General features: G+C 68.4%; 26 protein-coding genes. 10 read left to right on the forward strand and 16 right to left on the reverse strand.

Features of this window, described 5'->3' with window-relative positions; genetic code table 11:
• Positions 1–72: 72 nt before the first annotated feature.
• Positions 73–1,053, forward strand: a complete 981-nt coding sequence (locus tag O5I81_RS13515) for a hypothetical protein (protein WP_271065400.1) — start codon at positions 73–75, stop codon at positions 1,051–1,053.
• Here O5I81_RS13515 and O5I81_RS13520 read toward each other — a convergent pair whose 3' ends face one another.
• From O5I81_RS13520 to O5I81_RS13565, 10 genes are all read right to left on the reverse strand, one after another.
• Positions 1,054–2,793 carry a D-aminoacylase gene (locus O5I81_RS13520; protein WP_271065401.1) on the reverse strand — a complete coding sequence of 580 codons (1,740 nt, stop codon included), beginning with the start codon at positions 2,791–2,793 and terminating at the stop codon, positions 1,054–1,056.
• 69 nt (positions 2,794–2,862) lie between these two features.
• Entirely contained in the window at positions 2,863–3,243 is a 381-nt protein-coding gene (locus O5I81_RS13525; RefSeq protein ID WP_271065402.1) for a type II toxin-antitoxin system VapC family toxin, read from the reverse strand.
• Complete coding sequence (locus O5I81_RS13530; RefSeq protein WP_271065403.1) at positions 3,240–3,497, reverse strand: type II toxin-antitoxin system prevent-host-death family antitoxin; 258 nt, start codon at positions 3,495–3,497, stop codon at positions 3,240–3,242. Before O5I81_RS13530 ends, O5I81_RS13525 begins: the two co-directional genes overlap by 4 nt.
• Positions 3,498–3,549: 52 nt before the next feature.
• Positions 3,550–4,164, reverse strand: coding sequence for an ATP-dependent Clp protease proteolytic subunit (locus O5I81_RS13535; protein WP_271065404.1), 615 nt, complete (start codon positions 4,162–4,164; stop codon positions 3,550–3,552).
• The gene (locus O5I81_RS13540; protein WP_271065405.1) at positions 4,152–4,550 is read right to left on the reverse strand and encodes an SRPBCC domain-containing protein; all 399 of its coding nucleotides are present in this window, start codon (positions 4,548–4,550) and stop codon (positions 4,152–4,154) included. The genes O5I81_RS13535 and O5I81_RS13540 overlap by 13 nt, the downstream gene beginning before the upstream one ends.
• Complete coding sequence (locus O5I81_RS13545; protein ID WP_271065406.1) at positions 4,547–4,861, reverse strand: metalloregulator ArsR/SmtB family transcription factor; 315 nt, start codon at positions 4,859–4,861, stop codon at positions 4,547–4,549. The genes O5I81_RS13540 and O5I81_RS13545 overlap by 4 nt, the downstream gene beginning before the upstream one ends.
• 70 nt (positions 4,862–4,931) lie before the next feature.
• The gene (locus O5I81_RS13550; protein WP_271065407.1) at positions 4,932–5,090 is read right to left on the reverse strand and encodes a hypothetical protein; all 159 of its coding nucleotides are present in this window, start codon (positions 5,088–5,090) and stop codon (positions 4,932–4,934) included.
• Between the two features lie 109 nt (positions 5,091–5,199).
• Positions 5,200–6,315 (reverse strand): serine hydrolase domain-containing protein, encoded by a 1,116-nt coding sequence (locus tag O5I81_RS13555; protein ID WP_271065408.1) that lies wholly within the window; start codon positions 6,313–6,315, stop codon positions 5,200–5,202.
• A 63-nt stretch (positions 6,316–6,378) separates the two neighbouring features.
• Complete coding sequence (locus O5I81_RS13560; protein ID WP_271065409.1) at positions 6,379–7,152, reverse strand: glucose 1-dehydrogenase; 774 nt, start codon at positions 7,150–7,152, stop codon at positions 6,379–6,381.
• Positions 7,153–7,185: 33 nt separating this feature from the next.
• Positions 7,186–7,788: a TetR/AcrR family transcriptional regulator gene (locus O5I81_RS13565; protein WP_271065410.1), complete on the reverse strand. Its 603-nt coding sequence runs from the start codon at positions 7,786–7,788 to the stop codon at positions 7,186–7,188.
• 74 nt (positions 7,789–7,862) lie between these two features.
• Between O5I81_RS13565 and O5I81_RS13570 the strand changes: the two genes are divergently transcribed.
• The gene (locus O5I81_RS13570; protein ID WP_271065411.1) at positions 7,863–9,071 is read left to right on the forward strand and encodes a serine hydrolase domain-containing protein; all 1,209 of its coding nucleotides are present in this window, start codon (positions 7,863–7,865) and stop codon (positions 9,069–9,071) included.
• A 43-nt stretch (positions 9,072–9,114) separates the two neighbouring features.
• Positions 9,115–9,804 carry a GNAT family N-acetyltransferase gene (locus O5I81_RS13575; protein ID WP_271065412.1) on the forward strand — a complete coding sequence of 230 codons (690 nt, stop codon included), beginning with the start codon at positions 9,115–9,117 and terminating at the stop codon, positions 9,802–9,804.
• Here the strand turns inward: O5I81_RS13575 and O5I81_RS13580 are convergent.
• The gene (locus tag O5I81_RS13580) at positions 9,801–11,579 is read right to left on the reverse strand and encodes a caspase family protein (RefSeq protein WP_271065413.1); all 1,779 of its coding nucleotides are present in this window, start codon (positions 11,577–11,579) and stop codon (positions 9,801–9,803) included. The two genes, O5I81_RS13575 and O5I81_RS13580, sit on opposite strands and share 4 nt — an antisense overlap.
• 132 nt (positions 11,580–11,711) lie before the next feature.
• Here O5I81_RS13580 and O5I81_RS13585 point away from each other — a divergent pair, with 132 nt between their 5' ends.
• The 3 genes from O5I81_RS13585 (at position 11,712) to O5I81_RS13595 (ending at position 13,642) form a co-directional block, all read left to right on the forward strand.
• On the forward strand, positions 11,712–12,212 hold the full coding sequence (locus O5I81_RS13585) for a hypothetical protein (RefSeq protein WP_271065414.1): 501 nt from the start codon (positions 11,712–11,714) through the stop codon (positions 12,210–12,212).
• Between the two features lie 40 nt (positions 12,213–12,252).
• Entirely contained in the window at positions 12,253–13,128 is an 876-nt protein-coding gene (locus O5I81_RS13590) for a 50S ribosomal protein L11 methyltransferase (protein ID WP_271065415.1), read from the forward strand.
• Positions 13,129–13,192: 64 nt separating this feature from the next.
• On the forward strand, positions 13,193–13,642 hold the full coding sequence (locus O5I81_RS13595; protein WP_271065416.1) for a hypothetical protein: 450 nt from the start codon (positions 13,193–13,195) through the stop codon (positions 13,640–13,642).
• Here O5I81_RS13595 and O5I81_RS13600 read toward each other — a convergent pair.
• Complete coding sequence (locus tag O5I81_RS13600; protein ID WP_271065417.1) at positions 13,639–14,169, reverse strand: carbonic anhydrase; 531 nt, start codon at positions 14,167–14,169, stop codon at positions 13,639–13,641. The genes O5I81_RS13595 and O5I81_RS13600 overlap by 4 nt on opposite strands.
• A gap of 120 nt (positions 14,170–14,289) precedes the next feature.
• Here O5I81_RS13600 and O5I81_RS13605 point away from each other — a divergent pair, with 120 nt between their 5' ends.
• From O5I81_RS13605 to O5I81_RS13620, 4 genes are all read left to right on the forward strand, one after another.
• On the forward strand, positions 14,290–16,089 hold the full coding sequence (locus O5I81_RS13605; RefSeq protein WP_271065418.1) for an aminopeptidase P family protein: 1,800 nt from the start codon (positions 14,290–14,292) through the stop codon (positions 16,087–16,089).
• Between the two features lie 124 nt (positions 16,090–16,213).
• Entirely contained in the window at positions 16,214–16,792 is a 579-nt protein-coding gene (locus O5I81_RS13610) for a DUF1080 domain-containing protein (protein ID WP_271065419.1), read from the forward strand.
• Positions 16,789–17,475 (forward strand): DUF4336 domain-containing protein, encoded by a 687-nt coding sequence (locus O5I81_RS13615; protein WP_271065420.1) that lies wholly within the window; start codon positions 16,789–16,791, stop codon positions 17,473–17,475. The genes O5I81_RS13610 and O5I81_RS13615 overlap by 4 nt, the downstream gene beginning before the upstream one ends.
• Positions 17,476–17,536: 61 nt before the next feature.
• Positions 17,537–18,403, forward strand: coding sequence for a hypothetical protein (locus O5I81_RS13620; protein WP_271065421.1), 867 nt, complete (start codon positions 17,537–17,539; stop codon positions 18,401–18,403).
• Here the strand turns inward: O5I81_RS13620 and O5I81_RS13625 are convergent.
• The 4 genes from O5I81_RS13625 to O5I81_RS13640 form a co-directional block, all read right to left on the reverse strand.
• Positions 18,379–20,175 carry a hypothetical protein gene (locus O5I81_RS13625; protein WP_271065422.1) on the reverse strand — a complete coding sequence of 599 codons (1,797 nt, stop codon included), beginning with the start codon at positions 20,173–20,175 and terminating at the stop codon, positions 18,379–18,381. The genes O5I81_RS13620 and O5I81_RS13625 overlap by 25 nt on opposite strands.
• Positions 20,176–20,692: 517 nt before the next feature.
• A complete protein-coding gene (locus O5I81_RS13630; RefSeq protein WP_271065423.1) occupies positions 20,693–21,370 on the reverse strand; it encodes a nitroreductase in 678 nt (225 codons plus the stop codon).
• Between the two features lie 124 nt (positions 21,371–21,494).
• Positions 21,495–22,640, reverse strand: a complete 1,146-nt coding sequence (locus tag O5I81_RS13635; RefSeq protein ID WP_271065424.1) for an acyl-CoA dehydrogenase family protein — start codon at positions 22,638–22,640, stop codon at positions 21,495–21,497.
• A gap of 45 nt (positions 22,641–22,685) precedes the next feature.
• The gene (locus tag O5I81_RS13640) at positions 22,686–23,900 is read right to left on the reverse strand and encodes an acyl-CoA dehydrogenase family protein (RefSeq protein WP_271065425.1); all 1,215 of its coding nucleotides are present in this window, start codon (positions 23,898–23,900) and stop codon (positions 22,686–22,688) included.
• Positions 23,901–23,957 lie beyond the last annotated feature (57 nt).

The following is a 23,957-nucleotide window of genomic DNA, read 5'->3' on the forward strand; positions in this document are numbered from 1 at the left end:
GGCCGGAAGATTGCCGTTGACCGGCGCGGTCGCCCGGCGACAATTCCCGGGGTCGGCGTTGGGGGGACGAGGATGAGCGACGGGGCGGCCGAACGGCCTTTCTACGAGCGGGGCCGGGCGCGGTCGGCCGGGGCGCTGGCGGCGGGCGACAGCCGCCGGCTGTTCCTGGCCCTGAACGCCGCCGCCGCCCTGATCGCGGCCGTTGTCATCTACAGCGTCGGGTTTCTTGGCGGCGGCATCATCGGCGCCGACCTGGCCTCGAAGGTCGTCTACCTGATCGGCTACGCCAGCCTGCCGGTGGTCGGCGTCGCCCTGCTGCTCGCCGTCGTCGTCACCGTCGGCCTGGCCTTCACCCCGCGCCGCAAGGAGCGCCGGCGCGGCTGGTTCGACGATTTCGGCCCGCTGTTCCTCGCCGGCCTGCTCGGCGGCGGCCTGGCCCTGGCCGTCATCATCGGACCGTCGCTGCGCGAGGCGGAAATCCAGGTCGCCATCACCGCCGCCCTCGACGGCCACCACCGCCGGGTCAACGCCGACAACAAGGCCCTCGACAAGGAACTCCGCCTCAGCGTCAATCGCGAGGGCCTGCTGTTCTATCCGGGGCGCCTGGCCCGCGACACCGGCTATCGCCAGTCGATCCGCATCATCGCCGAGCACCGCGCCCTGTTCGCCCGCTACCGCGAGCGCTCCGACGCCCGCTTCGCCGAAAGCCGCCTGGCCCTGGCCGAACACGCCAGGGGCAAGTCCTGGCGCGACCGCGCGCTTTCCGAATGGGACCGCAGGATCGCCGAGGAACGCGGCGTGGCCGACATGTTCTATGACAGCGAGGACGCCCTGCTGGACTCCGCCGAGGGCCTGATCCGCCGCCTGAAGTCATCGCCGGGTGAGTGGCGCGGCGTCGCCTACTATTTCGACCGCCCGGCCGACCTCGCCGCCTTCGACGCCGACATCCGCCGTCATCGCGAGCGGGAGACCGAGGCCAGCCAGCAGGCCCGCGCCATGGGCCTGACCAACTTCGAGGCTATCAACAACCCGATGGCGGCCGTCGAGCGCTGACTACTCGGCCGCCATCCGCACTTCCAGGCCCTGGGGTCCCCGGATCAGCTTGCCCGGCATCGCCCCGGTCGCCTCGCCCTCTTCATAGGTGACCACGCCGCTGACGATGGTGGCGACATAGCCTTCCGCCTTCTGGATCATCCGGCGACCGTCGGCCGGCAGGTCGAAGACCATCTCCGGGGCCTGGATGGCCAGGCGCTCGAAGTCGATGACGTTGACGTCGGCCTTCATGCCGACCGCCAGCACGCCCCGGTCGTTGAGCCCGTACAGCCGCGCCGTGTCCCGCGTCTGCATGGAGACCACCTTCTCCAACGGCAGGGTCGGGCCCCGCTTCCGGTCCCGCACCCAGTGGGTCAGCATGTAGGTCGGGAAGCTGGCGTCGCAGATCACCCCGCAGTGGGCTCCGCCGTCCGACAGGCTGAGCACGGTGTTGGGGTCGTGCATCATCGCGTGGATATGATCGAAATCGAACTGGGCGTAGTTCAGAAGCGGCAGGTAGATGTAGCCCTTGCCGTCCATCTCCATCAGCATGTCGTAGACGATGGCGTCCGGCGCCTGGCCGGTCCGCCCGGCGATGGCGGCGATGCTGTCCTCGGCGCGCGGCTCGTAGTCGAGACTGCCGTCCGGCTGCACCAGCCGGAACATGCGGTCGAAGCCCTGGGTCATGATGGCGCCCAGCGGCCCCATCTTCTTGCTGGGATCGGCCAGGATCCGGGCCCGCACGGCCGGGTCCTTCAGCTTCTCCAGCCGCTCTTCGAACGGCAGGGCGGCGATGTCGCGATAGGTCTGGCGACCCACGAAGGGATGGATGGTGCTGCGCCAGCCCAGCACCAGGCCGGTCGGGCGGCAGGCGATCTGGGCGGTGATCGCCGCGCCCTGGGCCCGCGCCTTGGCGGTCCGGTCCAGCAGGTCGACCCAGTTGTCGGGCCGCATCGGCGACTGCAGCAGGCTGTAGGTCACGGTCACACCGGTCTCGGTGGCCATGGCCTTCATCCACTCGAACTCATGCTCGGCCGGGGCCATGTCCGAGCTCATCTCGAAGACGCCCGGCCCCACCGCCGCCATGGCCTTGCCGATGGCCAGCAGCTCGTCGTCGCCGGCATAGGTGCCCGGCATGACCTCGCCGTTCTTGGCGGTGTGGACGATGGTCCGCGAGGTCGAAAAGCCCAGGGCCCCGGCCCGCACGCCCTCGGCGACGATCTCGGCCATCGCCGCGATATCCTCCGGCGTCGCCGGCTCGTTATGCGCCCCGCGCTCGCCCATGACATAGGCCCGCACGGCGCTGTGCGGCACATGGGTGGCGATATCCAGCACCCGGTCCTGGGCGTCCAGGCTGTCCATGTACTGGGGGAAGGTCTCCCAGGTCCACTTGATGCCCTCGGCCAGGGCGGCGCCGGGAATGTCCTCGACGCCCTCCATCAGCTCGATCAGCCAGTCGTGCTGGTCGGGTTTCACCGGCGCGAAGCCGACCCCGCAGTTGCCCATGACCACCGTGGTCACGCCATGCCAGCTGGACGGCGACATATAGGGGTCCCAGGTCGCCTGGCCGTCGTAATGGGTGTGGATGTCGACCCAGCCCGGGGTAACGATCTTGCCGACCGCGTCGATCTCGCGCTTGCCGGCCCCGCTGACCTTGCCGACCGCGACGATGACGCCGTCCTGAATGGCGATATCGCCCTCGAACGCCGCAGCGCCCGTGCCATCAACCACCCGCCCGTTCCGGATCACCAGATCGTACATCGCCGTCTCTCCCCATGTTTTGGGGCGATCATGCGCGCAGGTGACGCGCGCGGAAAGTATGACGTGGCGTCAGGCGGCAGTGATGTCGGTCAGGGCAAAGTCGTTGCCGACGTAAAGCAGAGCGCACTCGTGCTCCCGCGCGATCGCGTAGGCGAAGCAATCTCCCAGGTTCAGTCCGGCCGGATGCACGCCTTTTCCCCAGCTGTCGTAGGCGGCCGCTGCCCGCCGGGCAGTCTCGCCGGTGACTGGCAACACCTCCAGAGGCAATCCATTCAGCAGGACGTCCATGTCAGACGAGGCGCCGCGGCGCGCAGCCACAATGAGAACCTCGGTCAGCGTCCCGGCCGACATGAGCAGCCGACCACCAGTCGACAGAGCCGCCTGGCATCGATCCGCTTCCGGTTCGTCCATGACGATTGCGACCAACGCGGACGTATCGACCGCGATCATCCCGGCAACCCGTCTTCATCGTACAGAAAGTCTTGGCTGCGCGCGGCGCTCGGCCCACCTGTGGCCCGTTTCGCGGCGGATGCCCGTACGGCCTTGATCACCGCAACTCGTTCCGCAGGGCTGACATGCCGCCGCCTTGCGACGATCTCAGCCACCTCCATGCCATGCCGGGTAAGCACAACCTCTTCGCCGGCCTCAGCCCGCTTCACGATCTCGGTCAGTTGCGCCTTGGCATCGGAAACAGAAACCCGCACGAGCCACCTCCATAGGAGCTCACATATTAGTCCAATCGATGGTCCAAATCAATCAGGCGGCTGCCTCCGCCTCCTCCCGCGTCGAGTAGACATGGTCCACCAGTCCCCAGGCCTTCGCCTCCTGGGCATCGAGGAAGTTGTCGCGGTCGAGGGCCATGGCCACCTCCTCCATCGTCCGCCCGCAATGCTCTGCGTAGAGCTCATAGATCCGCTGGCGCATCTTGATGATGTCCTCCGCGTGCCGGGCGACATCCGACGCCTGGCCGGAGAACCCGCCCGACGGCTGGTGCAGGACGATGCGGGCGTTCGGCATGCAGACCCGCTGGCCCGGCTCGCCGGCCATCAGCAGCAGCGAGCCCATCGAGGCGGCGAAGCCCATGCACAGGGTCGAGACCGGGCTCTTGATGTACTGCATGGTGTCGTAGATCGCGAGGCCGGCGGTCACCACCCCGCCCGGCGAGTTGATGTAGAGGCCGATCTCCTTCTTCGGGTTCTCGGCCTCGAGGAACAGCAGCTGGGCGCAGATCAGGCTGGCCATGCCATCCTCGACCGGCCCGTTGACGAAGATGATCCGCTCACGGAGCAGCCGCGAAAAGATGTCGAAGGATCGCTCGCCGCGGCTGGTCGATTCAACGACCATCGGCACGAGGTTCATCAAGCCGCCCATTGCATCCTCCAGCCGCCGGTCCTGACAGGATCCATGACCAGCGGCGCCGGCAGGCCGCCGTGGGCGACAAAACCATCGTGGGTCAGCCGCAGCCGCACCCCGCCGCATATCCCCGGCTCCAAGGCAAAGGTGACGACGCTGTCGACGTCCCCTTCCCGCCAGCTCAGCCGCAGCAACCGTCCCTCCTCGATGGCCAGCACCTCGCAGTCGGCCGTGGCATTGTCGTTGACCGCGCCCGGCGCTCCGCCGACGGAGAATTTCGCGCCCAGCTCGGCGCGGAAATCGTTCGGTCCCAGCCAACGCGCCAGCAGCGCCGGGGTGGTCAGCGCCCGCCAGACCTTGTCGGCGCTCTCCTCCAGATCAAAGACGAGATCGATGTCCCTCATTCGCCCATCCCCTTCAGCACGTCCTTCAAGGCATCGACCCGCTCGGGCCAGAAGGTGCGGTAGCGCGCCACCCAGGCCTCGAGATTCTCCAGCGCCCCGGGCGCGGCCCGGTACCAGGCCTGCCGCCCTTCCCGCCGCTCAGCCACCATGCCGGCGCCCTTGAGCACTGACAGATGCTGCGAGATGGCCGGCTGTGAGACCGCGAAGCCCCGCGTCAGGTCGGACACGGTCATCTCCGCCGCGCTCAAGCGCTCGAACACCGCCCGGCGGGTCGGGTCGGCCAGGGCGCGAAAAATGTCGGGTTCAGGCATAGCGATACATAAGTACACACTTATGTGATTCGTCAAGGCTCCGAGGGCGGCCGCGGGCGAGGGTCAGTTTTCAGTCTTGCGTTGGCTCGGGCGTTGCGTCCGCGGCCTCTGCTTCGGCTTCATACTCCTCGGCCAGGGCGACCAGTCGTTCGACCACGTCGCGAGCCGTGACGTCCTTGGCCAGACGCCGACACTGCTGGGCTTTTTCGCGATAGTGAACCGAATCCATGATGCTGCCTTGCCGTCCCGGGCGGACTGCCCGGTTCGGTCGAGGTGGCAACGCGTCGCCAGAGGCCTTCGTTCAACCCCTTGTCGATATTCGACAATTGCGGACAGCGTCAGCCCGCCATCGCGCCCCAGGCCGTCATCGCCAGGCTGAAGCCGCGCACGTCTCCCGTCGTGGTGCCGGCCATCTTGTTCATGGCGTAGGCGACGGTCGTGCCCTTATCGAGGTCGTTGATCACCATGCTGCCGCCATAGCCGCCCCAGAACAGGCAGTTGGGACCCGGCAAGGGCACGATGCCGCCGCTCAGCCCGAAGCCAAGCCCGAACCGGGCCTGGGTCCCGAAGATCAGGTCGATGCCGTCGATCTGCGGCTCCAGCGCCTTGCGGCAGCCGGCCTCGGACATGATCTGCTTGCCGCCGGCCGCGCCGCCGTTCGACAGGATGGACTGACAGAGCGCCACCGAGCGGGCGTTGCCCGTGCCGCCGGCGGCCGGGATCTCTGCCCCGCGCCAGGCCCGGGTCCTGGTCTCGGAGACGTCGATTCCCGGATTGGTCGCCATGTTCTTGAGCAACTCGCCGCCGTCGCCCTCGCCGATCGCCTGGCCCGGCGGCGGCGGGACCAGTTCGGCGACCCGGTCGTCCTCGCTGGCCGGCAGGCCGATGTGGAAGTCGGCCCCGATCGGCCCGGCGATCTCCTCACGGAACACCGTGCCCACCGTCTTGCCGGTGATGCGGCGGATCACCTCGCCGACCAGATAGCCCTGCGTCAGCGCATGATAGCCGCTGGCCGTACCCGGCTCCCAGAACGGCGCTTGGGCGGCCAGCAGGCTGGTGACCTTTTCCCAGTCGTAGATGTCGTCCTTGGCCAGCGGCTCCTTCCAGCCCGACAGGCCGGCCGAATGGCTCATCAGGTGGCTGACCTTGACGTCGGCCTTGCCGTTGGCCGCGAACTCCGGCCAGTACTTGGCCACCGGCGCGTCGAAATCGAGCTCGCCGCAGTCGGCGATCAACAGCGCGGTCAGGGCCGTCATCGTCTTGGTCGTCGAATAGACGTTGACGAGTGTGTCTTTTGTCCAGGCCCGGGTCTTCTCCGGGTCGGCCCAGCCGCCCCAAAGGTCAACCAGCACCTCGCCATTGGCCATGGCGCAGAAACTGGCCCCCAGGTCCTGACCGCTGGTCAGGTTGCTCTCGAACACGCCGCGCACGCTTTCGAACCTGTCGTGCGCCATACCCTGAACCGACCCATCCGCCACGTCTGTCTCCCCTTTGTTGGCCGGGAGACTAAACAGCATTCAGTTGGCGGTGAAGCCGCCATCGACGACGACCTCAGAGCCGGTCATGAAGGCCGCCCGGTCAGAGGCCAGGAAGACCACCGCGTCGGCGACATTGCGCGGCTGGCCCATGTGGCCCAGCGGATGGCGCGCCGCCAGTTGGGTGCGCGCCTCGTTGTCGCCCAGGCCGCTGGCGCCGGAGAAGGCGGCCACCACCTCATCGCCCATGGCCGTCTCGATGACGCCCGGATGCACCGAGTTGACCCGCACGCCGGCCGCCGCAAGCTCCATGGCCAGACCCTTGGTCAGCAGCCGCACCGCCCCCTTGGAGGCGTTGTAACAGACCGCCCCGGCCGACCCGACCAGGCCGGCCATAGACGACAGGTTGACGATCGCCGTGCCGCCGCCCCACTTCCCGGCCCTCTCGGCCAACAGCGGGATCGCCGCCCGGCAGCCGAGGAACACCCCCTCGACGTTGACCGCATGGATGCGCCGCCAGTCCTCCAGCGTCGTCTCGGTCAGCGGCTTCATCAGGAACAGGCCGGCGTTGTTGACCAGGATGTCGAGCCCGCCCGCCTCAAGCCGGGCAAAGGCCATGGCCTTGTCCCAATCGCCCTCGGAGGTGACGTCCTGCGCGAGGGCAAGCCCGTCCAGCTCGGCGGCCAGATCGTCCGGCGCGGTCAAGTCCGAGCAGATCACCTTCGCCCCCGCCGCCGCCAAGGCCCGCGCGCATGCCGCGCCAATGCCTCGCCCGGCCCCGGTCACCAACGCTACGCGCCCGCTCAGATCGCCCATGTCTCATCCCCTGATTTGCTTTGCCCTGTTGTCTCAGACCCGGGCCCCGCCCGCCAGCGCTTCGAATGCGGCGTGGAACACCTCGTCCGGCATCAGCTCCGGGGTGAGGAAGCGCTGGAACAGCAGCCCCTCGATCAGGGCGTTGATCACCCGCACCAGAACATCGGCCGGCATCGGCAGCTCGTCCTCGGCGCAGACCGCCTCGAACCAGTCGGCGCCAGCGATGAAACCCCGCTCCATGCTGTCGGTCACCTGCCGGCGCACATCCTCGTGCGTCAGGGCATAGGCCCGGAAGGTCAGGGCCCCGACCGCCGCGTCCCGCCGTTCGGGAACCGAGGCCAGCACCGCCTCCGACACCGCCCGCATCTTCTGGGCGAAGGTCGAGCCCGGCGCGAACACAGGCCGCACCGGCGCCCACTGCCGCTCGGCCAGGGCCATGAACAGCGCCTCGCGGTTCCTGAAGTTGCCGTAGATGGCCCCGGTGGTCATGCCGGCGCGCTCGGCGACATCGGCCAGGGTGGTGCGGTCGAAGCCCTTCTCCCGCGTCAGCGACAGGGCCGCGTCCAGCAGCCGCGCCCGCGTCCGCTCCCGCTTGTCGCCCTTGGGCCGGCGGCGGTTCGAGGCCTCGTCACTCATCGCGGGCAGGCTACCATCTTGCTATTTTATAATTTGCCTATTTTATAGCAAGTCCACTTTTCGAGGCGTCTCCCGTGTCCGATCCCATCGCCGCCGCCCTGCAGACCTACGTCGACGCCGGCGCCATGGCCGGGGCCGCCACCCTGATCTGGCGCCAGGGCCGCGAGCTGCAGTCCTGCGCCGTCGGCTGGGCGGACCGGGAAGCCCGCCGACCGCTGGCCCGCGACACCCTGTTCCGCATCGCCTCGATGACCAAGCCGGTCACCTCGGTCGCCGCCATGACCATGCTGCAGGACGGCCTCTTCTACCTCGACGACCCGATCACCACGGTGGCGCCCGAGTTCGGGGACATGCGGGTGCTCCGCGCCCCGGACGCGCCGCTGGGCGACAGCGTCCCGGCCGAGCGGCCGATTACCTTCGGCGACCTGCTGACCCACCGTTCCGGCCTGACCTACGGTGGCCTGCATCCCGGTCCCCTGTCCGACGCCTACGCCCAGGCGCTCGGCGGCGACATCGACAGCCATGTCGCCCCGGACGACTGGATCGCCGGCCTCGCCGCCCTGCCGCTGATTGCCCAGCCCGGCGCGGCCTTCAACTATGGCTGCTCGACCGACCTGCTCGGCTTCCTGCTGGCCCGGCTCGAGGGCGCCACCCTCGGCGAGACCCTGGCCCGGCGGGTGTTCCGCCCGCTTGGCATGACCGACACCGGCTTCCTCGTCCCGGCCGCCCAGCGCCACCGCCGCGCCAGCCTCTACGGCTGGACCGCCGACGGCGTCATCGAACCGCGCCAGACCGCCTCGGCCGGCTCCAGCCTGCCCGAGCGGCCGGACGACATGGCCTATGAGTCCGGCGGCCAGGGCCTGTGGTCGACGCTGGACGACTACCTGACCTTCGCCCGGCTGTTCGTCGAGGGCGGCGGCCCGCTGCTGACCCCGGCCAGCTACGAACTGATGGTCCGCAACCGCCTGAGCGAGCCGCAGCGGCAGGCCGCGACCATGATGGGCGTGCCGACCTTCCTGCCCGGCCACGGCTTCGGCCTCGGCCTCGCCACCGTTCTCGACCCGGCCACGGCCTCCTTCACCCGCGGCAAGGGCGGCGTCGGCACCGTCAGCTGGCCGGGCGCCTTCGGCGGCTGGTGGCAGGCCGACCCGACGGACGGCTCGGTGATGCTGTTCCTGACCCACAATGTTCTCGACCTCGAGCTGGCCGCCCAGGGCATCGGCCTCGGCGTCTACGGGGCCATCGGCGAGTTCCATGCGCTGGGCGTCGAATTGAAGGCCTGAGGCGATTGCGTCGGCCACCTGACCGACCGATAAGACCCGTCCGATGGTTACCGGCCCCCACCCGCTCAATCGCCCGATCTGGAACGCCCTCAAGCTGTCCCAGCGTCAGCATGCCATCACCCGCGGCCAGGCCGTGCGCTTCGACCCCGCTTTCGGCCAGTTCGCCGCCATCCCCGACACCACCCCGGACAGCCTGGCGGCGCTCGGCGAGCTGGTTCGCGAGCACGGTGACGTCATCCTGTTCGAACCGGCCGACCTGCCAGCCGTCCCCGGCGCCGAGCTGGTGCAGCGCGCGCCCATTGTCCAGATGATCGCCGAGCAGCAGATCGCACCGGGCAAGTCGCTGTTCGACGTCGAGCCCCTGACCGACGCCGACGGCGACGAGATGCTGGCGCTCGCCACCCTGACCAGGCCAGGCCCCTTCTTCAGCCGCACTCACGAGCTGGGCGACTTCGTCGGCGTCCGTGAGGGCGGCGTGCTGATCGCCATGGCCGGCGAGCGCATGCGCTGCGGGCCCTTCACCGAGGTCAGCGGCGTCTGCACCCTGCCGGAGCACCGAGGCAAGGGCCTGGCCGGACACCTGACACGCCACGTCACCGGCGCCATCCAGGCCCGCGGCGAAACCCCCTTCCTGCACGCGTGGGCCAGCAACACCGGGGCCATCGGCCTCTACGAATCTCTGGGGTATGTCCGGCGCGCCGAATTGACCGTCTCGCTGCTGGCTCCCGCCTAGCCGCCGGCCAGCCAGGGCACCTTGGCCTTGACGATATGCGACGGACCTAGAATCTGCGGCTCCTGATCGTACTGAAGGTACTTCAGTTGCTTGCGGGTTTCGGCGACCAGCTGGTCGAAGGTGATCCCGCCTTTGCGCGGCTTCCTGAGGATCTGGGCCAGGCTGAAGGTGAAGGCGCCCTGGCTGCTGGCGCCATGGCGATACTCGTAGGAGAGCTGGTCCTCCCGGCAGGCCTCGATGATCAGGGGCAGGTACGGCCCCCGCGCCAGCTCCGGATCGGTTCGCTTGAGGCTGCTGTAGTCCTTCTGTCCCAGTCCGCGCAGCATCGAGGCGCGGCCCAGCCGCTCGGTGGCTGCGTTGTTTCCGAAGAACTCGGCCTCGACCGCCTTGTCCTTGGTGAAGTCGCGGTTGAGCGGCAGGAAGTCGCGCTGCACCCACATCTGGCTGCGGCTGTCCCATTTCAGTTCGCGATGCCGGATGTCGTCGGGCGGCGTGATCCCCCGGGCCCGGCGACCGCCCTCGCGGTGAATGCCACCCGACTGGCAGCAGTCGAAGAACAGCATCAGACGCGTGTCGTAGGGCAATTGGCTGTAGAGGCAGTAGATCTGGTCGTCGGTGATCGACCGTTCCGGAGTCCAGTCGAAGTCCCAGGGAACCAGGCTTTCGACATGATGGTCGGGCTCCTGATTCTCACCATACTCCGGGATGCGGGCGCCGTGGCCGCTATAGTAGAAGACCAGCTCGTCCAGCGGATTGGCGCCCTCCAGCAGCCAGGCCATGCGATCGAGAATGCCCTGCGCCGTCGCCCGCTCGTCCAGGCACACACGGATCTCCTCGGGCTTGAAGCCGCAGTCCTGAAGCACCGAGCTCATCGTGAAGACGTCGTTGACGCAGCCTTCCAGCCGGTTTGCGGGGTCAGGATACTCGTTGATGCCGACCAGCAGCGCCTTGCGCACCGGCTTGCGGACCGGCCGCGAGGCCAGCGCCCTGGCCATGCGCGCGGCCCCGAAGTCCTTGGCCCCGAGCGCCTGCGCCGCCATCGGCCGCCAGACGTCCGCCACGGTCGAAGGATGCCGGAAGTAGCTGGTGGCCGAATGATCCATCACGTCCGGATCGTCGAAGGGCGTGTCGGTCTGCCGGAAATTGGCCACCCCCGGCAGCTTGATCTGGGCGGTGAAGACACCGTCGTGCTTGTTGAACAGGTGATGCCAGAATTTCACCGCCAGCGGCTGCACGCGGCCATTGGTGAGATTGCGCAGGACGAAGCGGTTGCCGATCTGCGAGCCGAAGGTGACGTATTTGGCCTTGGCCAGGAGCGGGGCGATGTCCGGCTCCTTCGCGGCAGCGTGCGAAAAGGCGTTGTAGGTGACCATGGTGCCCAGGCTGTGGGCCAGGATGATGTCCGGCTGATGCTGGCGCACGGCGGCCAGCATCTTCGCCCGGGTCTCTTCCTGGAAGGTCTTGTTTTCGGTCCAGGCGACAACGTATCCGGCCGTCCAATGCACCTTGTCGGCGATGTCGCCCAGCCCGAAAGCCTTGGTCCTGGGGCCGGCGATGCCGCTCCAGCCGAGTTTCACGGCCGCCTTCACGACCTCTATCGCGTTGGGTTCGTACTTTTCGAAGATGTCGTCGTAGGTGACGAACTCGAAGGCCAGTTCGAGCCCCGGGATCGGCCCCATGGCGGCCTTGATCGCGGCGGGCCAGTCGGTCTCCCAGGTCGAGGTGCGATGATCGCCCAGACCATGCACGCAGAGCACCTTCAATGTCTTGACCATGACGAACCCTCCGTTTGAGACCAACGTTCTATCAATGAGAGAATTGCTCGGCTATCGTCCGTGACGTGCGTCACGGTCCGGCGTGCAACCAAAGCCGCCGCTCCGCGCTGTGCCCCGTAAGGAGCACCCGCGATGAAGTCCCTGTTCTACGGTATCGGCGCCGCCACCCTGGCCGGCCTTTGCATCGGCGGCGTCATGCGCCCGACCATCGCCGAAGGCCGCATCGGCGGACCGCAGATCGCGCTCGGCGACAGCGGCCGGGTGGCCTACGGCGACGCCGAGGCGGCGACGACCAGCTATCCCTACGGCATTCCGGACTATGTGATCGGCACGGACAATCTCTACCAGGCCGCCGACTACGCCGCGACCGACGAGGCCTACGTCGACACCGCCTGGCGCGACGCCGCGCCCGACCTGCCGGTCGTCGAACCGGCCAGCTACACGCCGGCCACCTACAAGACCGCCAGCTACGACGTCACCGTCCACTACCCCAGCCAGGGCGGCGGCATCCTCGCCGGCATCTCCAACGACGAAGCCCCGGCCGACCTCGGCCCGGAAGTCTTCGAGCCGGCCGACGCGCCGGCGGATGCCATGGCTGCCTTCGAGCGTGATGAGGCCGCCCCGCAGTCATAGGTCATTGAGCGGCGGCGGTTTTCCGCTAAACCCCCGCCCCATGACCGAACTTGTTGACGACGCCGTCCAGATCATCGCCCGCGGTCCCCGCAGCGCCGCCGAGACGGCCGCCGAAGCCATGGACGCCAATCCCCTGCTCGAAGGGGCCACCTACTCCATCCTCGAAGAGGACGAGGATCGCGGCATCTGGCGCATCGACGCCTTCCCGGTCACCCGCGACGAGGCCGACGAGATCCGCAAGGTGCTGGCCGGCTGGCCCGAGCTGAAGGTCGTCACCGAAGACCTCGCCGACGCCGACTGGCTGGCCATGTCGCTGTCCGGCCTGCCGCCGGTGCGCGAGGGCCGCTTCTTCGTCTTCGGCCTGCACGACAAGGGCCTGGCGCCGCTGAGCGCGGTGCAGCTGCGCATCGAGGCCGGCGCCGCCTTCGGCACCGGTCACCACGGCACCACGGCCGGCTGCCTGCGGGTGTTCAACGATCTTCTGAAGGGCCGCCGTTTCGGCAAGGTTCTGGACGTCGGGGCCGGCACCGGCGTGCTGGCCATCGCCGCCGCCCGCACCGGATCGAAGCTGGCCGTCGGCACCGACATCGACAAGCCGTCCGTTCGCATCGCCGGCGAGAATGCCAAGGTCAACAAATCCAACGCCCGCTTCGTCCATGCCTCCGGCCTCAACCACCGCCGCGTCGCCGCCACCGCCCCCTATGACCTGGTGTTCGCCAACATCCTGGCTCCGCCGCTGGTCTCGCTGGCCCAAGACATCAAGGGCGCCCTGAAACCCGGCGGCATCGCCATCCTGTCGGGCCTGCTGCGCACCCAGGAGCGCCGTGTAAAGGCCGCCTATCTGTCGCGCGGCTTCCGCCTGAAACGCCGGCTGCACCGGGACGCCTGGGCCACGCTGGTTCTGGAAAAGGGCTGATCCCGGAACCCGACTCACCGGGCCCCGTTGTCTCTGCATCGAGGACGACAGGAGTGAGCAGGCCATGACGTATCAACCGGGCGAACCCCGCATCGTCTACGACGAAACCCCGCGCACCGTGGCCATCGAGCCGCGGCGCAACAACACCGCCGCCTGGATCGCCGCCGCTCTGGTGGCGGTCGTCGCCATCATCGCCGTCGCCTTCATGGTCGCCAGCGCCAACCGCGACGCCGCCCTCACCCAGGAAGACCTCAGCACCGTCGCCGAACAGGCCCGCGCGCAAGGGGCCCTCGAAGGCGCTCAGGCCGGCTACAATGCCGCCGCCACCCAGGCCCAATCGACCTACAACGCCGCCGCCGCCAATGCCCAACTGGCCGCCGACCGCAGCGCCGCCGAAGCCCGCGCCGCCGCCGCCGAGACCCGCGCGGCTGCGGAACGCGCCCGCGCGGAAGCCGCCGAAGCCGCCGCCGCCCGGGACCCGGCCCCGATCGAAGAGCCGCTGCCGCTGAACTAGACGATCTGCATCACCTTGCCGTCCAGCGCCATCAGGCCGATCTCGACCTCCATGTGCGGGTGCTTGGTCAGGATGGCGGAGCGGACGGCGTAGAGCTGGGCCACATGGCTCCTCAGCTCGGTCTCGGGGTCCTTCACGGCCGCCTCGCCGAGCACCAGCTTGTAGGCGCCGCAGTCGCGGTGATCGAGGATGATGACCCGGTGGACCTCGTGCAGCTGCACCGCCAGGTCGATGTGGGTCATGAACACGTCCTTCCAGGCCGGGAACTTGTCGTTCTGGGCCCCCAGTGAGGCGCCAGCCAGGATGACGTGGTCGTATTTGTCCCGCAGGCCGCGCGCATCCATGTAGGCGGTGACCTCGTTGCCGAGGCGGAAGTCCATGCAGGTCAGGAGCAGCGCCTCGCAATGGCCGCCCGCGAAGGCCGCCGCCGGGGCCATGGCGGCCAGTCCCATGCCGACCGCCCCGGCCAGGGCCGCGCGGCGGGTCATCACGGGCCAGCGGCCCAGGCTGTTGCAGTCGCAGGTCATTTAGTCCCCCGTTATCTGAGGCGGCCAAAATCGCCGGTCTTGGTTAGCGCGCCGTTAGTCGGGCATGCGACAAAAGGAAACGGGTTTGCACGGCTCCGCCCACGGGCCTAAATCCAGTCCATGCGCCAGACCTTCGATGAATCCACCGACCCGTCCTTCGGCTCGAAACACGTCCCCCTGATCCGCGCCGCCATGGCCCGGCAAGGCCTCGACGGCCTGCTGGTCCCGCATGAGGACGAGCACCAGAACGAATACCTGCCCGCCGCCAACGACCGTCTGGCCTGGGCCACCGGCTTCACCGGCTCGGCCGGGGCGGCGGTGATCATGCAGGACAAGGCCGCCGTCTTCGTCGATGGCCGCTACACCCTGCAGGTCCGCGAACAGGTCGATCAGGCCCTGTTCGAGATCCGCGACCTGGTCGAGGGCGGCGTCCCTGCCTATGTCGAGCTGCAGAAGGGTTCGGTGATCGGCTACGACCCGCGCCTGCACAGCCCCGACGCCCTCGCCGGCCTCAAGCGCGCCGCCGACAAGGCCGGCGCGACCCTCAAGCCCGTCGCCCCCAACCCGCTCGACAGCGCCTGGGGCGCCGAGCGCCCGGCCCAGCCGAAGGCCAAGGTCGTGCCGCAGCCGATCGAGTACGCCGGCGAGGACAGCGCCGCCAAACGCGCCCGCATCGGCGAGTCCCTGAAAAAGCTCGGCGCCGACGCCGCCGTCCTGACCGCCCCAGCCTCGATCGCCTGGCTGTTCAACGTGCGCGGCGGCGATGTCATCCGCACCCCGCTGCCGCTCAGCCAGGCCATCGTTCGCGCCGACGGCACGGCCCGCCTGTTCCTCGATCCGGACAAGGTTACGACCGACCTCCCCGCCTGGCTCGGCAACCAGGTCAGCCTGGAAACGCCCGATGACCTCGAACCGGCCCTCGACGCCCTGAAGGGCCAGAAGGTGCTCGTCGATCCGGCCCAGTCCTCGGCCTGGTACTTCGACAAGCTGGGCGACGCAGTCGTTCGCGGCATGGACCCCACCACCCTGCCCCGCGCCTGCAAGAACGCCGTCGAGATCGCCGGCACCCGCGAAGCCCACCGCCGCGACGGCGCCGCGCTGACCCGCTTCCTCCACTGGATCGCCACGGAAGGGCAGATCAACCCGCCCGACGAGAAGGAGGCCGTCGCCAAACTCGAAAGTTTCCGCGAGGCCACCGGCGCCCTGCAGGACCTCAGCTTCGACACCATCGGCGCCGCCAACGGCCACGGCGCCCTGCCCCACTACCACCCCACCGAACGCTCCAACGAGCGCGCGAAACAGGGCTCGCTCCTGCTCGTCGACAGCGGCGGCCAGTACCTGGACGGCACCACCGATGTGACCCGCACCATGGCCATCGGCGAGCCGACCGAGGAGATGAAGCGGCGCAACACCCTGGTGCTCAAGGGTCACCTGGCCCTCGCCCGCCTGCGCTTCCCGGCCGGCACCACGGGCAGCCAGATCGACGCCTTCGCCCGCGCCGCCCTGTGGTCCGAGGGCTTCGACTACGATCACGGAACCGGCCACGGCGTCGGCGTCTACCTCGGCGTCCACGAAGGCCCGCACCGCATCGCCAAGGCCCCCAATACCGTGGCCCTGCAGCCCGGCATGATCGTCTCCAACGAGCCCGGCTACTACAAGAGCGGCGAATACGGCATCCGCATCGAGAACCTCGAAGTGGTCATGCCGGCCGAGGACATTCCCGGCGGCGAACGCCCGATGCACCGCTTCGAGGCCCTGACCCTGGCCCCCATCGACAAGCGCCTGGTCGTCCTCGACATGCTGACCGACGTCGAGCGCACCCAGTTCAACAGCTACCACGCCCGGGTACTGGCGGAGATCGGCCCGCTTGTGGACGGTGAAGCCGGCGAATGGCTGAAGGACGCCTGCGCGCCGCTGTAGACCACACCCTGTCATCCCGGACGGCCGCAGGCCGATCCGGGACCACGGAGGGACGGGGCGCGGAAGGCGGGGCGGTTGCCAGTCCCTCTCCCGCCAGACAAGCTACGTCGCATAGGGGGACGGCATGATCCACAGACGCGACCTGATGCTCGGCCTCGCCGCCACCGGCCTGGCGAGCCCCGCCGTGGCTGCGGGCGGCTTCCAGCCCCTGTTCAACGGCCGCGACCTGACCGGCTGGACCCCGGTCGGCGACGCCAACTGGTCCGTCCAGGATGGCATCCTCGCCGCGGACAAGGGCGCGATGAGCTTTCTCGTCTCAGACGCCAGCTATCGAGACTTCGACCTGCGCGTCGAACTCTGGATCAGCCCGGAGGCCAACTCCGGCGTCTTCATCCGCTGTTCCGACCGCCAGACCTTCAACCCGGCCAACGCCTATGAGATCAACGTCTTCGACGCCCGACCCGACCCGACCTACGGCACCGGCGCCATCGTCGATGTGGCAAAGGTGTCGCCCATGCCCCGCGCCGCCGGCCGCTGGAGCCTGCTGGAGATCAGCGCCCGGGGCGACAGCCTCACCGTCGTGCTGAACGGCGAGAAGACCATCGATGGCGTCCGCAACGCCGCCCATGCCGAGGGCCCCATCGCCCTGCAGTATGGCTCCGGCGTCGTGAAGTTCCGCAGGGTGGAAATCCAGGTCGCATGACGGCGCTGCTGCAACCGTTCGGGCCCGGCCTCTGGCTGGCCGCCGGTCCCCAGGTCGAGGTGATCGGCTTTGCCTATCCGACGCGGATGGCCGTGATCCGCCTGGCCGATGGCGGCCTGCTGATCTGGTCGCCGGTCGCCCTCACCACCGCGCTCAGGACGGAGGTCGAGGCGCTCGGCCCGGTGACACGGCTGGTGGCGCCCAACAGCCTTCATGACCGCTACCTCGCCGAGTGGCGCCAGGCCTTCCCGACGGCCCGGACCTATGTCGCGCCCGGCTTCGCCGCCTCGCCGGGCGATATCGAACTGGGTGATGAGCCGCCCGCCGACTGGGCCGCCGACCTCGATCAGGTCGTCGTGCGCGGCAACCGCATCACCACCGAGGTCGTCTTCTTCCATCGGCCCAGCCGGACCGTGATCTTCACCGACCTGATCCAGCAGTTTCCGCCGGGCTGGTTCAAGGGCTGGCGCGCCCTCGTCGCCCGCCTCGACCTGATGACCGCCGCCGAACCCGCCGTCCCCCGCAAGTTCCGGACCGCCTTCACCGACCGCGCGGCCGCCCGCGCTTCGGTACGGCGCATCCTGGCCTGGCCGGCGGAGAAGGTGATCATGGCCCACGGCCCGCCGGTCGAACGGGACGGCCAGGCCTTCCTCGCCCGCGCCTTTGCCTGGCTGAAGCCGTGATGGCCGAAGACGGCCGCCGCAGACCCTGACATTCTCACCGCATCGTTCCAGCGAGTCCCCCGTGCCCGCCCAATTCAGAGCCATTCCCCTGCTGGCCGTCTTTGGCCTTGTCTCGCTGGCGTCCATCCTGGCCGGCGTGGCGATCTGTTCGGCCAGCGGTGTCCCCCTCACCCTCGGCCTGCGCAACATCGCGGCCTGGGCCATCGGCGCGGTTATCGCCGCGATCATCGCCTTCACGGCCAGGCGCACCGCCCTGCCGGTGTTCCTGTGGCTTCTGCCGGTGGGCCTGCTGGCGAGCTTCCTCAGCCCCGGCCTGGAGGGCGTCCACCGCTGGCTGGCGTTCGGCCCGGTCCAGGCCAATGTCGCGATGCTGCTGGGACCGGCCGCCGTCGTCGCCTTCGCCGCCCGCATGGATTTCTGGCCGACCGGCTCCTGGCTTGCGCTCCTCGCCGCCCTGGCCCTGACCGTCGCCCAGCCGGACGCCTCACAGGCCAGCGCCCTGGCGGCCGTCGCCGTTCTCGCCGCCTGGAGCTTCCACGCCCGCCCGCGCAGCCGCCTGATCCTCGTGGCCCTGGCCATCGGCGCCGCCGTCTGGGCCTGGCAGAGGCCCGACCCGCTCGCTCCGGTTCCGGAGGTCGAGGGTGTCATCGGCCTGGCCTTCGCCCAGTCGGTTTCCATGGGCGCCCTGGCGCTGTCCCTGATGATCCTGACGGCCGTCGCCCCGACCCTCGCCGCCACCACGTCGGCAGCCCGGTTGCCGGCCCTGTCGCTCGGGCTCTTCCTGCTGGCCTGGGCCGCCGCGCCCTTCCTCGGCGCCTTCCCGGTCCCCTTCCTCGGCATCGGCCCCAGCCCGATCGTCGGCGCCTGGCTTGGCGTCGGCCTGCTGGCGGCGCTGTTAAGGGATCAGGCCGCCGTCACCGCCGCGTAGTTGAACAGCCGGAAGCGGTAGCGCTGCTGGGCCCGGATGTTGGCCGCGATCCTGCCGTGCAGCGCCTCGTCCCAGGTCCCCCATTTGTCGATGAAGGCCTCGACCGCCGCCTTGTCGCCGCCGACCTGCAGGGCCAGCACCGCCTTCAGCAGGTCGGCCACGGCGGCGTGGTAGCGGCCATAGTCGATCGACATCTTCGCCGTCGCCGCATCGAAGCTCAGCACCTTGCGGTCGAGGAACCAGTTCCACTGCATCAGCTGCATCATGTTGTACGGCTGCTCGCGGCGCGGCCGGTTGTTCTGCAGGCAGCGCAGGATGCCGCTGGCGTAGAGGGCCCGTAGCTGGTCGGCCGTATAGTAGCCGCGCGTCTTCAGCTCCTCGGCCACGAACAGCGAGACGAGGTCGGCCTTCATCTCCTCCAGCAGGCTGGCGTCGGCGCCGAGCGCATCGGCAAACTGGCCGCCGTCCTTGGTCAGGTCCGGACCCAGATAGTGGCCGACCTCGTGCCAGAGGGTGCGATAGAAGTTGGCGTCCGAGGTCAGGTGCCCGGCGAACGGCGCCGCCATCGCCGCCCCGAACGTATCGCCGCTGCCTTTGAAGAGGTCCGGGTTGCGCATGATGTTGACGCGCAGAAGGATGATGCTGCCGTAGCGTTCGACCAGATAGGCTTCGTTGGGCAGGTTGGTCGCCGTGTTGGCCCCGCGCGACTGGCCGAAGTCGGCGATGACGTCATAGACCCCGACCGGGATGTCCTCCTGAACCTTCTTGTGGCTCGGCGTCGGCAGGCTGTCCTCCAGCGCCTGGATCCCGTTCATCGCCGCTCGCAGCGCCGCCCCTTCCGCGTTGCGCGTCGCCAGCAGGCTGAAGCTGTAGAAGGCGCGCGTGCCCAGGAGCTCGTCGTCATAGGTCTCGTAGGCGCCGATCTGGGCGTTGAGGTTCTTGAACCGGCCCCTCAGCCAGGCCGCGTCGCCGGACTCGTAGTCGTCGCTGAGCAGGTCGCGCGCCCGGTTGCGCAGGTATTTGGCGAAGGCCCAGTCGTCGGCCTCGACCGCATCGGCCGCCTCATTCATCAGGGCGTGGGCGCGGATCATCTCGTCGGCGAAGGCCACCGAATAGGGCGCGGCGTACAGGACCTTCGGATCCGGCTTGCGGCTCAGCCGCTCCAGCCGCGCCCTCAGGCCCGGATGCAGGGTGTCGAGGACCGGATAACGCAACAGCCTCGAAAGGTCGCGCCGTAGCATCAGCGAGCTGGCCCGGCGAACCACCGAACGCTGATGGGTCAACCCCGCCTTCTCGGCCGGATGGGCAGCCACATAGGCCTCGAACTCGGCCTTGGTCAGGTCCAGCGGGTAGACGTTCTTGCCGGGCGGTGCATCGGCGATTGCGACGAAGGGGACGCGCTTGTTGTCCAGCGTCGTGGCGATCGGCCCCTGGAATACCCGATAGAGCGTCGCCAGATCCCGCCCGTGGGCGTCGGTGCGCGCGGCCAAAGCGCGGCGCATCTCCCGGGCGGCGGCGTGCCGCTGGACCTCGTAGACATCCTGGAAAATTGCGCCGACGGCCAACAGCTTGGCAACCGCCGCCTGCTCGCCGGCCGACAGATGGCCGAGGTCCGGGGCCAGGGTCAGGGCCTGGGTCTTGTCGAGGATCGCCTTGGCCTGTTCAGGCGTCCATTCAGTGGGCGATGTCTGGGCCAGGGCGCGCGGCGCGGCGGCCAGCGCCAGGGCGGAAGCGGACAGGGCCATAGCCGCCCGGCGGGACATGGAAATCATGGTGCACCTCAACTGATCGGGGCCACCCTATTCAGCGCCGTCGTGGCTGGAAAGCATGGAAAGGGGAGCCCGTCCGGCGCTGGGTGCGGTGGGGTTCGCGGCCGGACGGGCGTCGATGGCGCAAGGCCTGGGTCGGGCATTTGACCCCGCGTCACCGCCCAAGGTGACCCTACACCCCTTTTACAGGATTCGCTCGTTTAAGTTGCGTTACCCGCATGGCGGGAAGAACTTCGATGAATATGTCTAGACATATTCATTTTCGGGCCTTTCCGGGACTTGGGACAAAACCTTGCGACAAAACCCGGCCCTGTAGGCCCGCTGACCGCAAACCGGCCCACATTCACAGCCGTCCCACCTACGTCAGGCCCACGCCGCGGCCCACATCCCCAGCGCCTAGGGCTACCGCCAGAGCACAACTTCGCCCGTGTTTTCAAGGCCCTGCGGCCAGGCTAACCCCTGGCGTCCCCTAGCGCGCGGTATAATGGTAGGCCGCTTCGATAGGCCCTTCGGGGCGGCCCTAGTCCTCGAACCCAACAAACACGGCCGCCTCATCGACGCTCTTGCGCTCGGACACCACGGCATTGGCCGGGAAGTCGTCGTCGGGATAGCCCATGGCGACGCAGATCATGATGACCTGGTCATCCGCGATGCCCGCATGCTCGCGGACGACTGGCGACTGCATGATTCCCTGGCTGTTGATCACACAGCCGAGGCCCCGCGACCAGGCGGCGTTGACCAGGGCGTTGGTCACCGCGCCGGCGTCGAACGGGCCGATGTCGCTGCCATGGATGGAGCGGTCGTAGGTGACCACAATGGAGACCGGCGCGTCGAACTGCCGAAAGCCGCGCAGCACCCAGTCCTGCCGCGCGTCCTTGTCCTCGCGGGCGATGCCCATGGCGGCGAACAGTTGCTTGGCGACGCCGATCTGGCGTTCGCGATGCTGTCCGCCGTACTCGCCGTGAACGCGAAACTCGCGGCTGTGGGGCACGCCGGCCAGGTTGCGCTCGGTGTTGCCGGCCCGGATGCGGTCCAGCGGCTCGCCCGACACGACGTAGAAGTTCCAGGGCTGGGTGTTCAGCGACGACGGCGACCGCATGGCCAGCTCGAGAACCTCGCGGATCACCGCCTTGGGCACCGGCTTCTGCTGATAGCCGCGGATGCTCCGCCGCCCGCGAACGACCTCGTCATAGTTCATTTGATTTCCTCGATTTTCTTTAAGGCTGCCGATGTCCCCTTGCGGAAGTCCACCCTGCCCCGGCCGACAAAAAGAAAGGCCCGGGATTTCTCCCGGGCCCTTCCGATACGATTGCGAAGGTGGCCTACGCCGCCTTGCCGAAGCTCAGCGTCTCGTAGCGGCGCAGGTGGTGGTCGACCGAGCCGTACAGCCCCTCGATCATCGTCGCGCGCTTGAAGTAGTGGCCGACGGCCAGTTCCTCGGTCATGCCCATGCCGCCGTGGATCTGGATGGCGTTCTGGCCGACGAACTTGCAGGCCTTGCCGATCTGCACCTTGGCGGCCGAGACGGCCTTGGCCCGCTCCGCGTCGCTCTCGTCAAGCTTCAGGGTGGCCATGTAGGTCATCGAGACCGACTGCTCGACGTTCATGAACATGTCGACCATCCGGTGCTGCAGCACCTGGAAGTTGGCGATGGCGGTGCCGAACTGCTTGCGCTGGCGGGCGTAGTCCAGCGTCTGCTCATGCATCTTGCGCATGGCGCCGACGGCCTCGGCGCAGGCGGCGGCCGCGGCCTCGTCCAGCACCTTGTTGACCAGCGGCAGGCCCTTGCCCTCTTCGCCGATCAGGGCCGACGCCGGAACAGTGACGTTCTCGAGGTAGACTTCCGAGGCGCGCTGGCCATCGACGGTCGGGTAGTCGCGGGTGACGATGCCCTTGGCGCCCTTCTCGACGATGAACACCGAGATGCCGTCCTCGTCGCGCTGGCCGCCGCTGGTGCGGGCGGTGACGATCAGGTGGCTGGCCCAGGGGGCGCCGATGACGACCGCCTTGTGGCCGTTGAGGACGAAAGCGTCCCCTTCCTTCTTGGCGGTAGTCTTCACATCCGCCCAGTTATAGCGGGCCTGCGGCTCGGCATAGCCGAAGGCGATGGTGACCTTGCCCTCGATGATGCCGCCGATCAGCTCGGCCGCGCCTGCATATCCCGAGTGCTTCAGGAAGCCGCCGCCGATGACGACGGTGCCGAGATAGGGCTCGACCACCAGGGCTTTGCCGAACTCTTCCATGACGATCATGTTCTCGATGGCGCCGCCGCCCAGGCCGCCCAGCTCTTCGGAGAAGGGCGCGCCGAGAATGCCCAGCTCGTTGGCGAAGGCTTCCCAGATGGCCGGGCTCCAGCCGCTCTCGGACTTGATCAGCTTCTGGCGTTTGTCGAAGTCGTACTTGTCCTGCAGGAAGCTGGCGACGGTGTCGCGCAGCATCGACTGCTCTTCGGAGAAATTGAAGTCCATCGGGCGTCCCTGACTAGATGCGTTTCTTGTGAGTTGAGGCCGAGCCTAGAGGCCCAGAACCATCTTGGCGATGATGTTGCGCTGGATTTCGTTCGACCCGCCGTAGATCGAGGTCTTGCGGGTGTTGAAGTAGTTGGGCGCCGTGCGGTGGGCGCTGTCGGGCCCGATCGGATGGGCGTTGTCGCCGTCACCCGGGAAGCCGCGGAAGTAGGGCGAGGCGTAGTGGCCCGCCGCTTCCAGCGCCAGCTCGGTCAGCCGCTGCTGGATCTCGGTGCCCTTGATCTTCAGCAGCGAGGATTCCGGACCCGGCCCCTTGCCGGCGCTTTCCGAGGCCAGCACCCGCAGCTCGGTGTACTCCAGAGCCGTCAGGTCGATCTCCAGCTCGGCGACCTTGCGCTTGAAGTCGGCGTCCTTCAGCAGGTTGTCGCCGTCGTCGCCGAACTCGACCGAGGCCATCTCGCGCACCCGCTCGACGCCGCGCTTGGAGCGCGCCACGCCGGCGATGCCCGAGCGTTCGTGAGCCAGCAGGAACTTGGCGCAGGTCCAGCCCTTGTTCTCTTCGAACACGCGGTTCTCGACCGGAACCTTGACGTTCTCCAGCCAGACCTCGTTGACCTCATGGCCGCCGTCGATGGTGATGATCGGGCGCACGGTGATTCCGGGCGTCTTCATGTCGATGAGCAGGAAGCTGATGCCTTCCTGGATCTTGGCCTCAGGGTTGGTGCGGACCAGGAAGAAGCCCCAGTCGGCGTGCTGCGCCAGCGTGGTCCAGGTCTTCTGGCCGTTGACGATGTAGTATTCCTTGCCGTCGTCGCCGGTGATGCGCTCGGCCTTGGTCTTCAGCGACGCGAGGTCGGACCCGGCGCCCGGTTCCGAATAGCCCTGACACCACCACTCCTCGCCGTTGTAGATCTTCGGCAGGTAGCGGTCCTTCTGTTCCTGGGTGCCGAAGGTGTAGATGACCGGGGCCACCATGGCGACGCCGAAGGGCAGGATCGGAATCGCGTCCGCCCGGGCCATCTCCTCGCCGAACAGGTATTTCTGGGTCGAGGTCCAGCCGCAGCCGCCCCATTCCTTCGGCCACGACGGGGCCACCCAGCCCTTCTTGGCCAGCACCTTGTGCCAGGACAGGAAGTCGTCCTTGCTCAGGTCTTCCCGATCCGAGCCCTTGTCGCGCAGCTGCGCCGGGTAGTTCTCGGCGATGAAGGCGCGGACCTCGTCGCGGAACGCAATGTCTTCGGGGGAAAAGTCGAGGTTCATCAGGGGCTCCCGGCGCGGCTCTTCAAGGGCCGTGTTCTAGTCGGGGCGGATCATAGA

Source organism: Caulobacter sp. NIBR1757 (assembly GCF_027912495.1).
In the GTDB taxonomy this organism is placed as follows: Bacteria; Pseudomonadota; Alphaproteobacteria; order Caulobacterales; family Caulobacteraceae; genus Caulobacter.

What these genes read in the sequence shown, in the direction of transcription:
- O5I81_RS13515 (WP_271065400.1), top strand. Translation starts at nt 73, where the DNA reads ATGAGCGACGGGGCGGCCGAACGGCCTTTCTACGAGCGGGGCCGGGCG.
- O5I81_RS13520 (WP_271065401.1), bottom strand. Translation starts at nt 2,793, where the DNA reads ATGTACGATCTGGTGATCCGGAACGGGCGGGTGGTTGATGGCACGGGC.
- O5I81_RS13525 (WP_271065402.1), bottom strand. Translation starts at nt 3,243, where the DNA reads ATGATCGCGGTCGATACGTCCGCGTTGGTCGCAATCGTCATGGACGAA.
- O5I81_RS13535 (WP_271065404.1), bottom strand. Translation starts at nt 4,164, where the DNA reads ATGGGCGGCTTGATGAACCTCGTGCCGATGGTCGTTGAATCGACCAGC.
- O5I81_RS13540 (WP_271065405.1), bottom strand. Translation starts at nt 4,550, where the DNA reads ATGAGGGACATCGATCTCGTCTTTGATCTGGAGGAGAGCGCCGACAAG.
- O5I81_RS13545 (WP_271065406.1), bottom strand. Translation starts at nt 4,861, where the DNA reads ATGCCTGAACCCGACATTTTTCGCGCCCTGGCCGACCCGACCCGCCGG.
- O5I81_RS13550 (WP_271065407.1), bottom strand. Translation starts at nt 5,090, where the DNA reads ATGGATTCGGTTCACTATCGCGAAAAAGCCCAGCAGTGTCGGCGTCTG.
- O5I81_RS13555 (WP_271065408.1), bottom strand. Translation starts at nt 6,315, where the DNA reads ATGGCGCACGACAGGTTCGAAAGCGTGCGCGGCGTGTTCGAGAGCAAC.
- O5I81_RS13560 (WP_271065409.1), bottom strand. Translation starts at nt 7,152, where the DNA reads ATGGGCGATCTGAGCGGGCGCGTAGCGTTGGTGACCGGGGCCGGGCGA.
- O5I81_RS13565 (WP_271065410.1), bottom strand. Translation starts at nt 7,788, where the DNA reads ATGAGTGACGAGGCCTCGAACCGCCGCCGGCCCAAGGGCGACAAGCGG.
- O5I81_RS13575 (WP_271065412.1), top strand. Translation starts at nt 9,115, where the DNA reads ATGGTTACCGGCCCCCACCCGCTCAATCGCCCGATCTGGAACGCCCTC.
- O5I81_RS13580 (WP_271065413.1), bottom strand. Translation starts at nt 11,579, where the DNA reads ATGGTCAAGACATTGAAGGTGCTCTGCGTGCATGGTCTGGGCGATCAT.
- O5I81_RS13585 (WP_271065414.1), top strand. Translation starts at nt 11,712, where the DNA reads ATGAAGTCCCTGTTCTACGGTATCGGCGCCGCCACCCTGGCCGGCCTT.
- O5I81_RS13590 (WP_271065415.1), top strand. Translation starts at nt 12,253, where the DNA reads ATGACCGAACTTGTTGACGACGCCGTCCAGATCATCGCCCGCGGTCCC.
- O5I81_RS13595 (WP_271065416.1), top strand. Translation starts at nt 13,193, where the DNA reads ATGACGTATCAACCGGGCGAACCCCGCATCGTCTACGACGAAACCCCG.
- O5I81_RS13600 (WP_271065417.1), bottom strand. Translation starts at nt 14,169, where the DNA reads ATGACCTGCGACTGCAACAGCCTGGGCCGCTGGCCCGTGATGACCCGC.
- O5I81_RS13605 (WP_271065418.1), top strand. Translation starts at nt 14,290, where the DNA reads ATGCGCCAGACCTTCGATGAATCCACCGACCCGTCCTTCGGCTCGAAA.
- O5I81_RS13610 (WP_271065419.1), top strand. Translation starts at nt 16,214, where the DNA reads ATGATCCACAGACGCGACCTGATGCTCGGCCTCGCCGCCACCGGCCTG.
- O5I81_RS13615 (WP_271065420.1), top strand. Translation starts at nt 16,789, where the DNA reads ATGACGGCGCTGCTGCAACCGTTCGGGCCCGGCCTCTGGCTGGCCGCC.
- O5I81_RS13625 (WP_271065422.1), bottom strand. Translation starts at nt 20,175, where the DNA reads ATGATTTCCATGTCCCGCCGGGCGGCTATGGCCCTGTCCGCTTCCGCC.
- O5I81_RS13630 (WP_271065423.1), bottom strand. Translation starts at nt 21,370, where the DNA reads ATGAACTATGACGAGGTCGTTCGCGGGCGGCGGAGCATCCGCGGCTAT.
- O5I81_RS13635 (WP_271065424.1), bottom strand. Translation starts at nt 22,640, where the DNA reads ATGGACTTCAATTTCTCCGAAGAGCAGTCGATGCTGCGCGACACCGTC.
- O5I81_RS13640 (WP_271065425.1), bottom strand. Translation starts at nt 23,900, where the DNA reads ATGAACCTCGACTTTTCCCCCGAAGACATTGCGTTCCGCGACGAGGTC.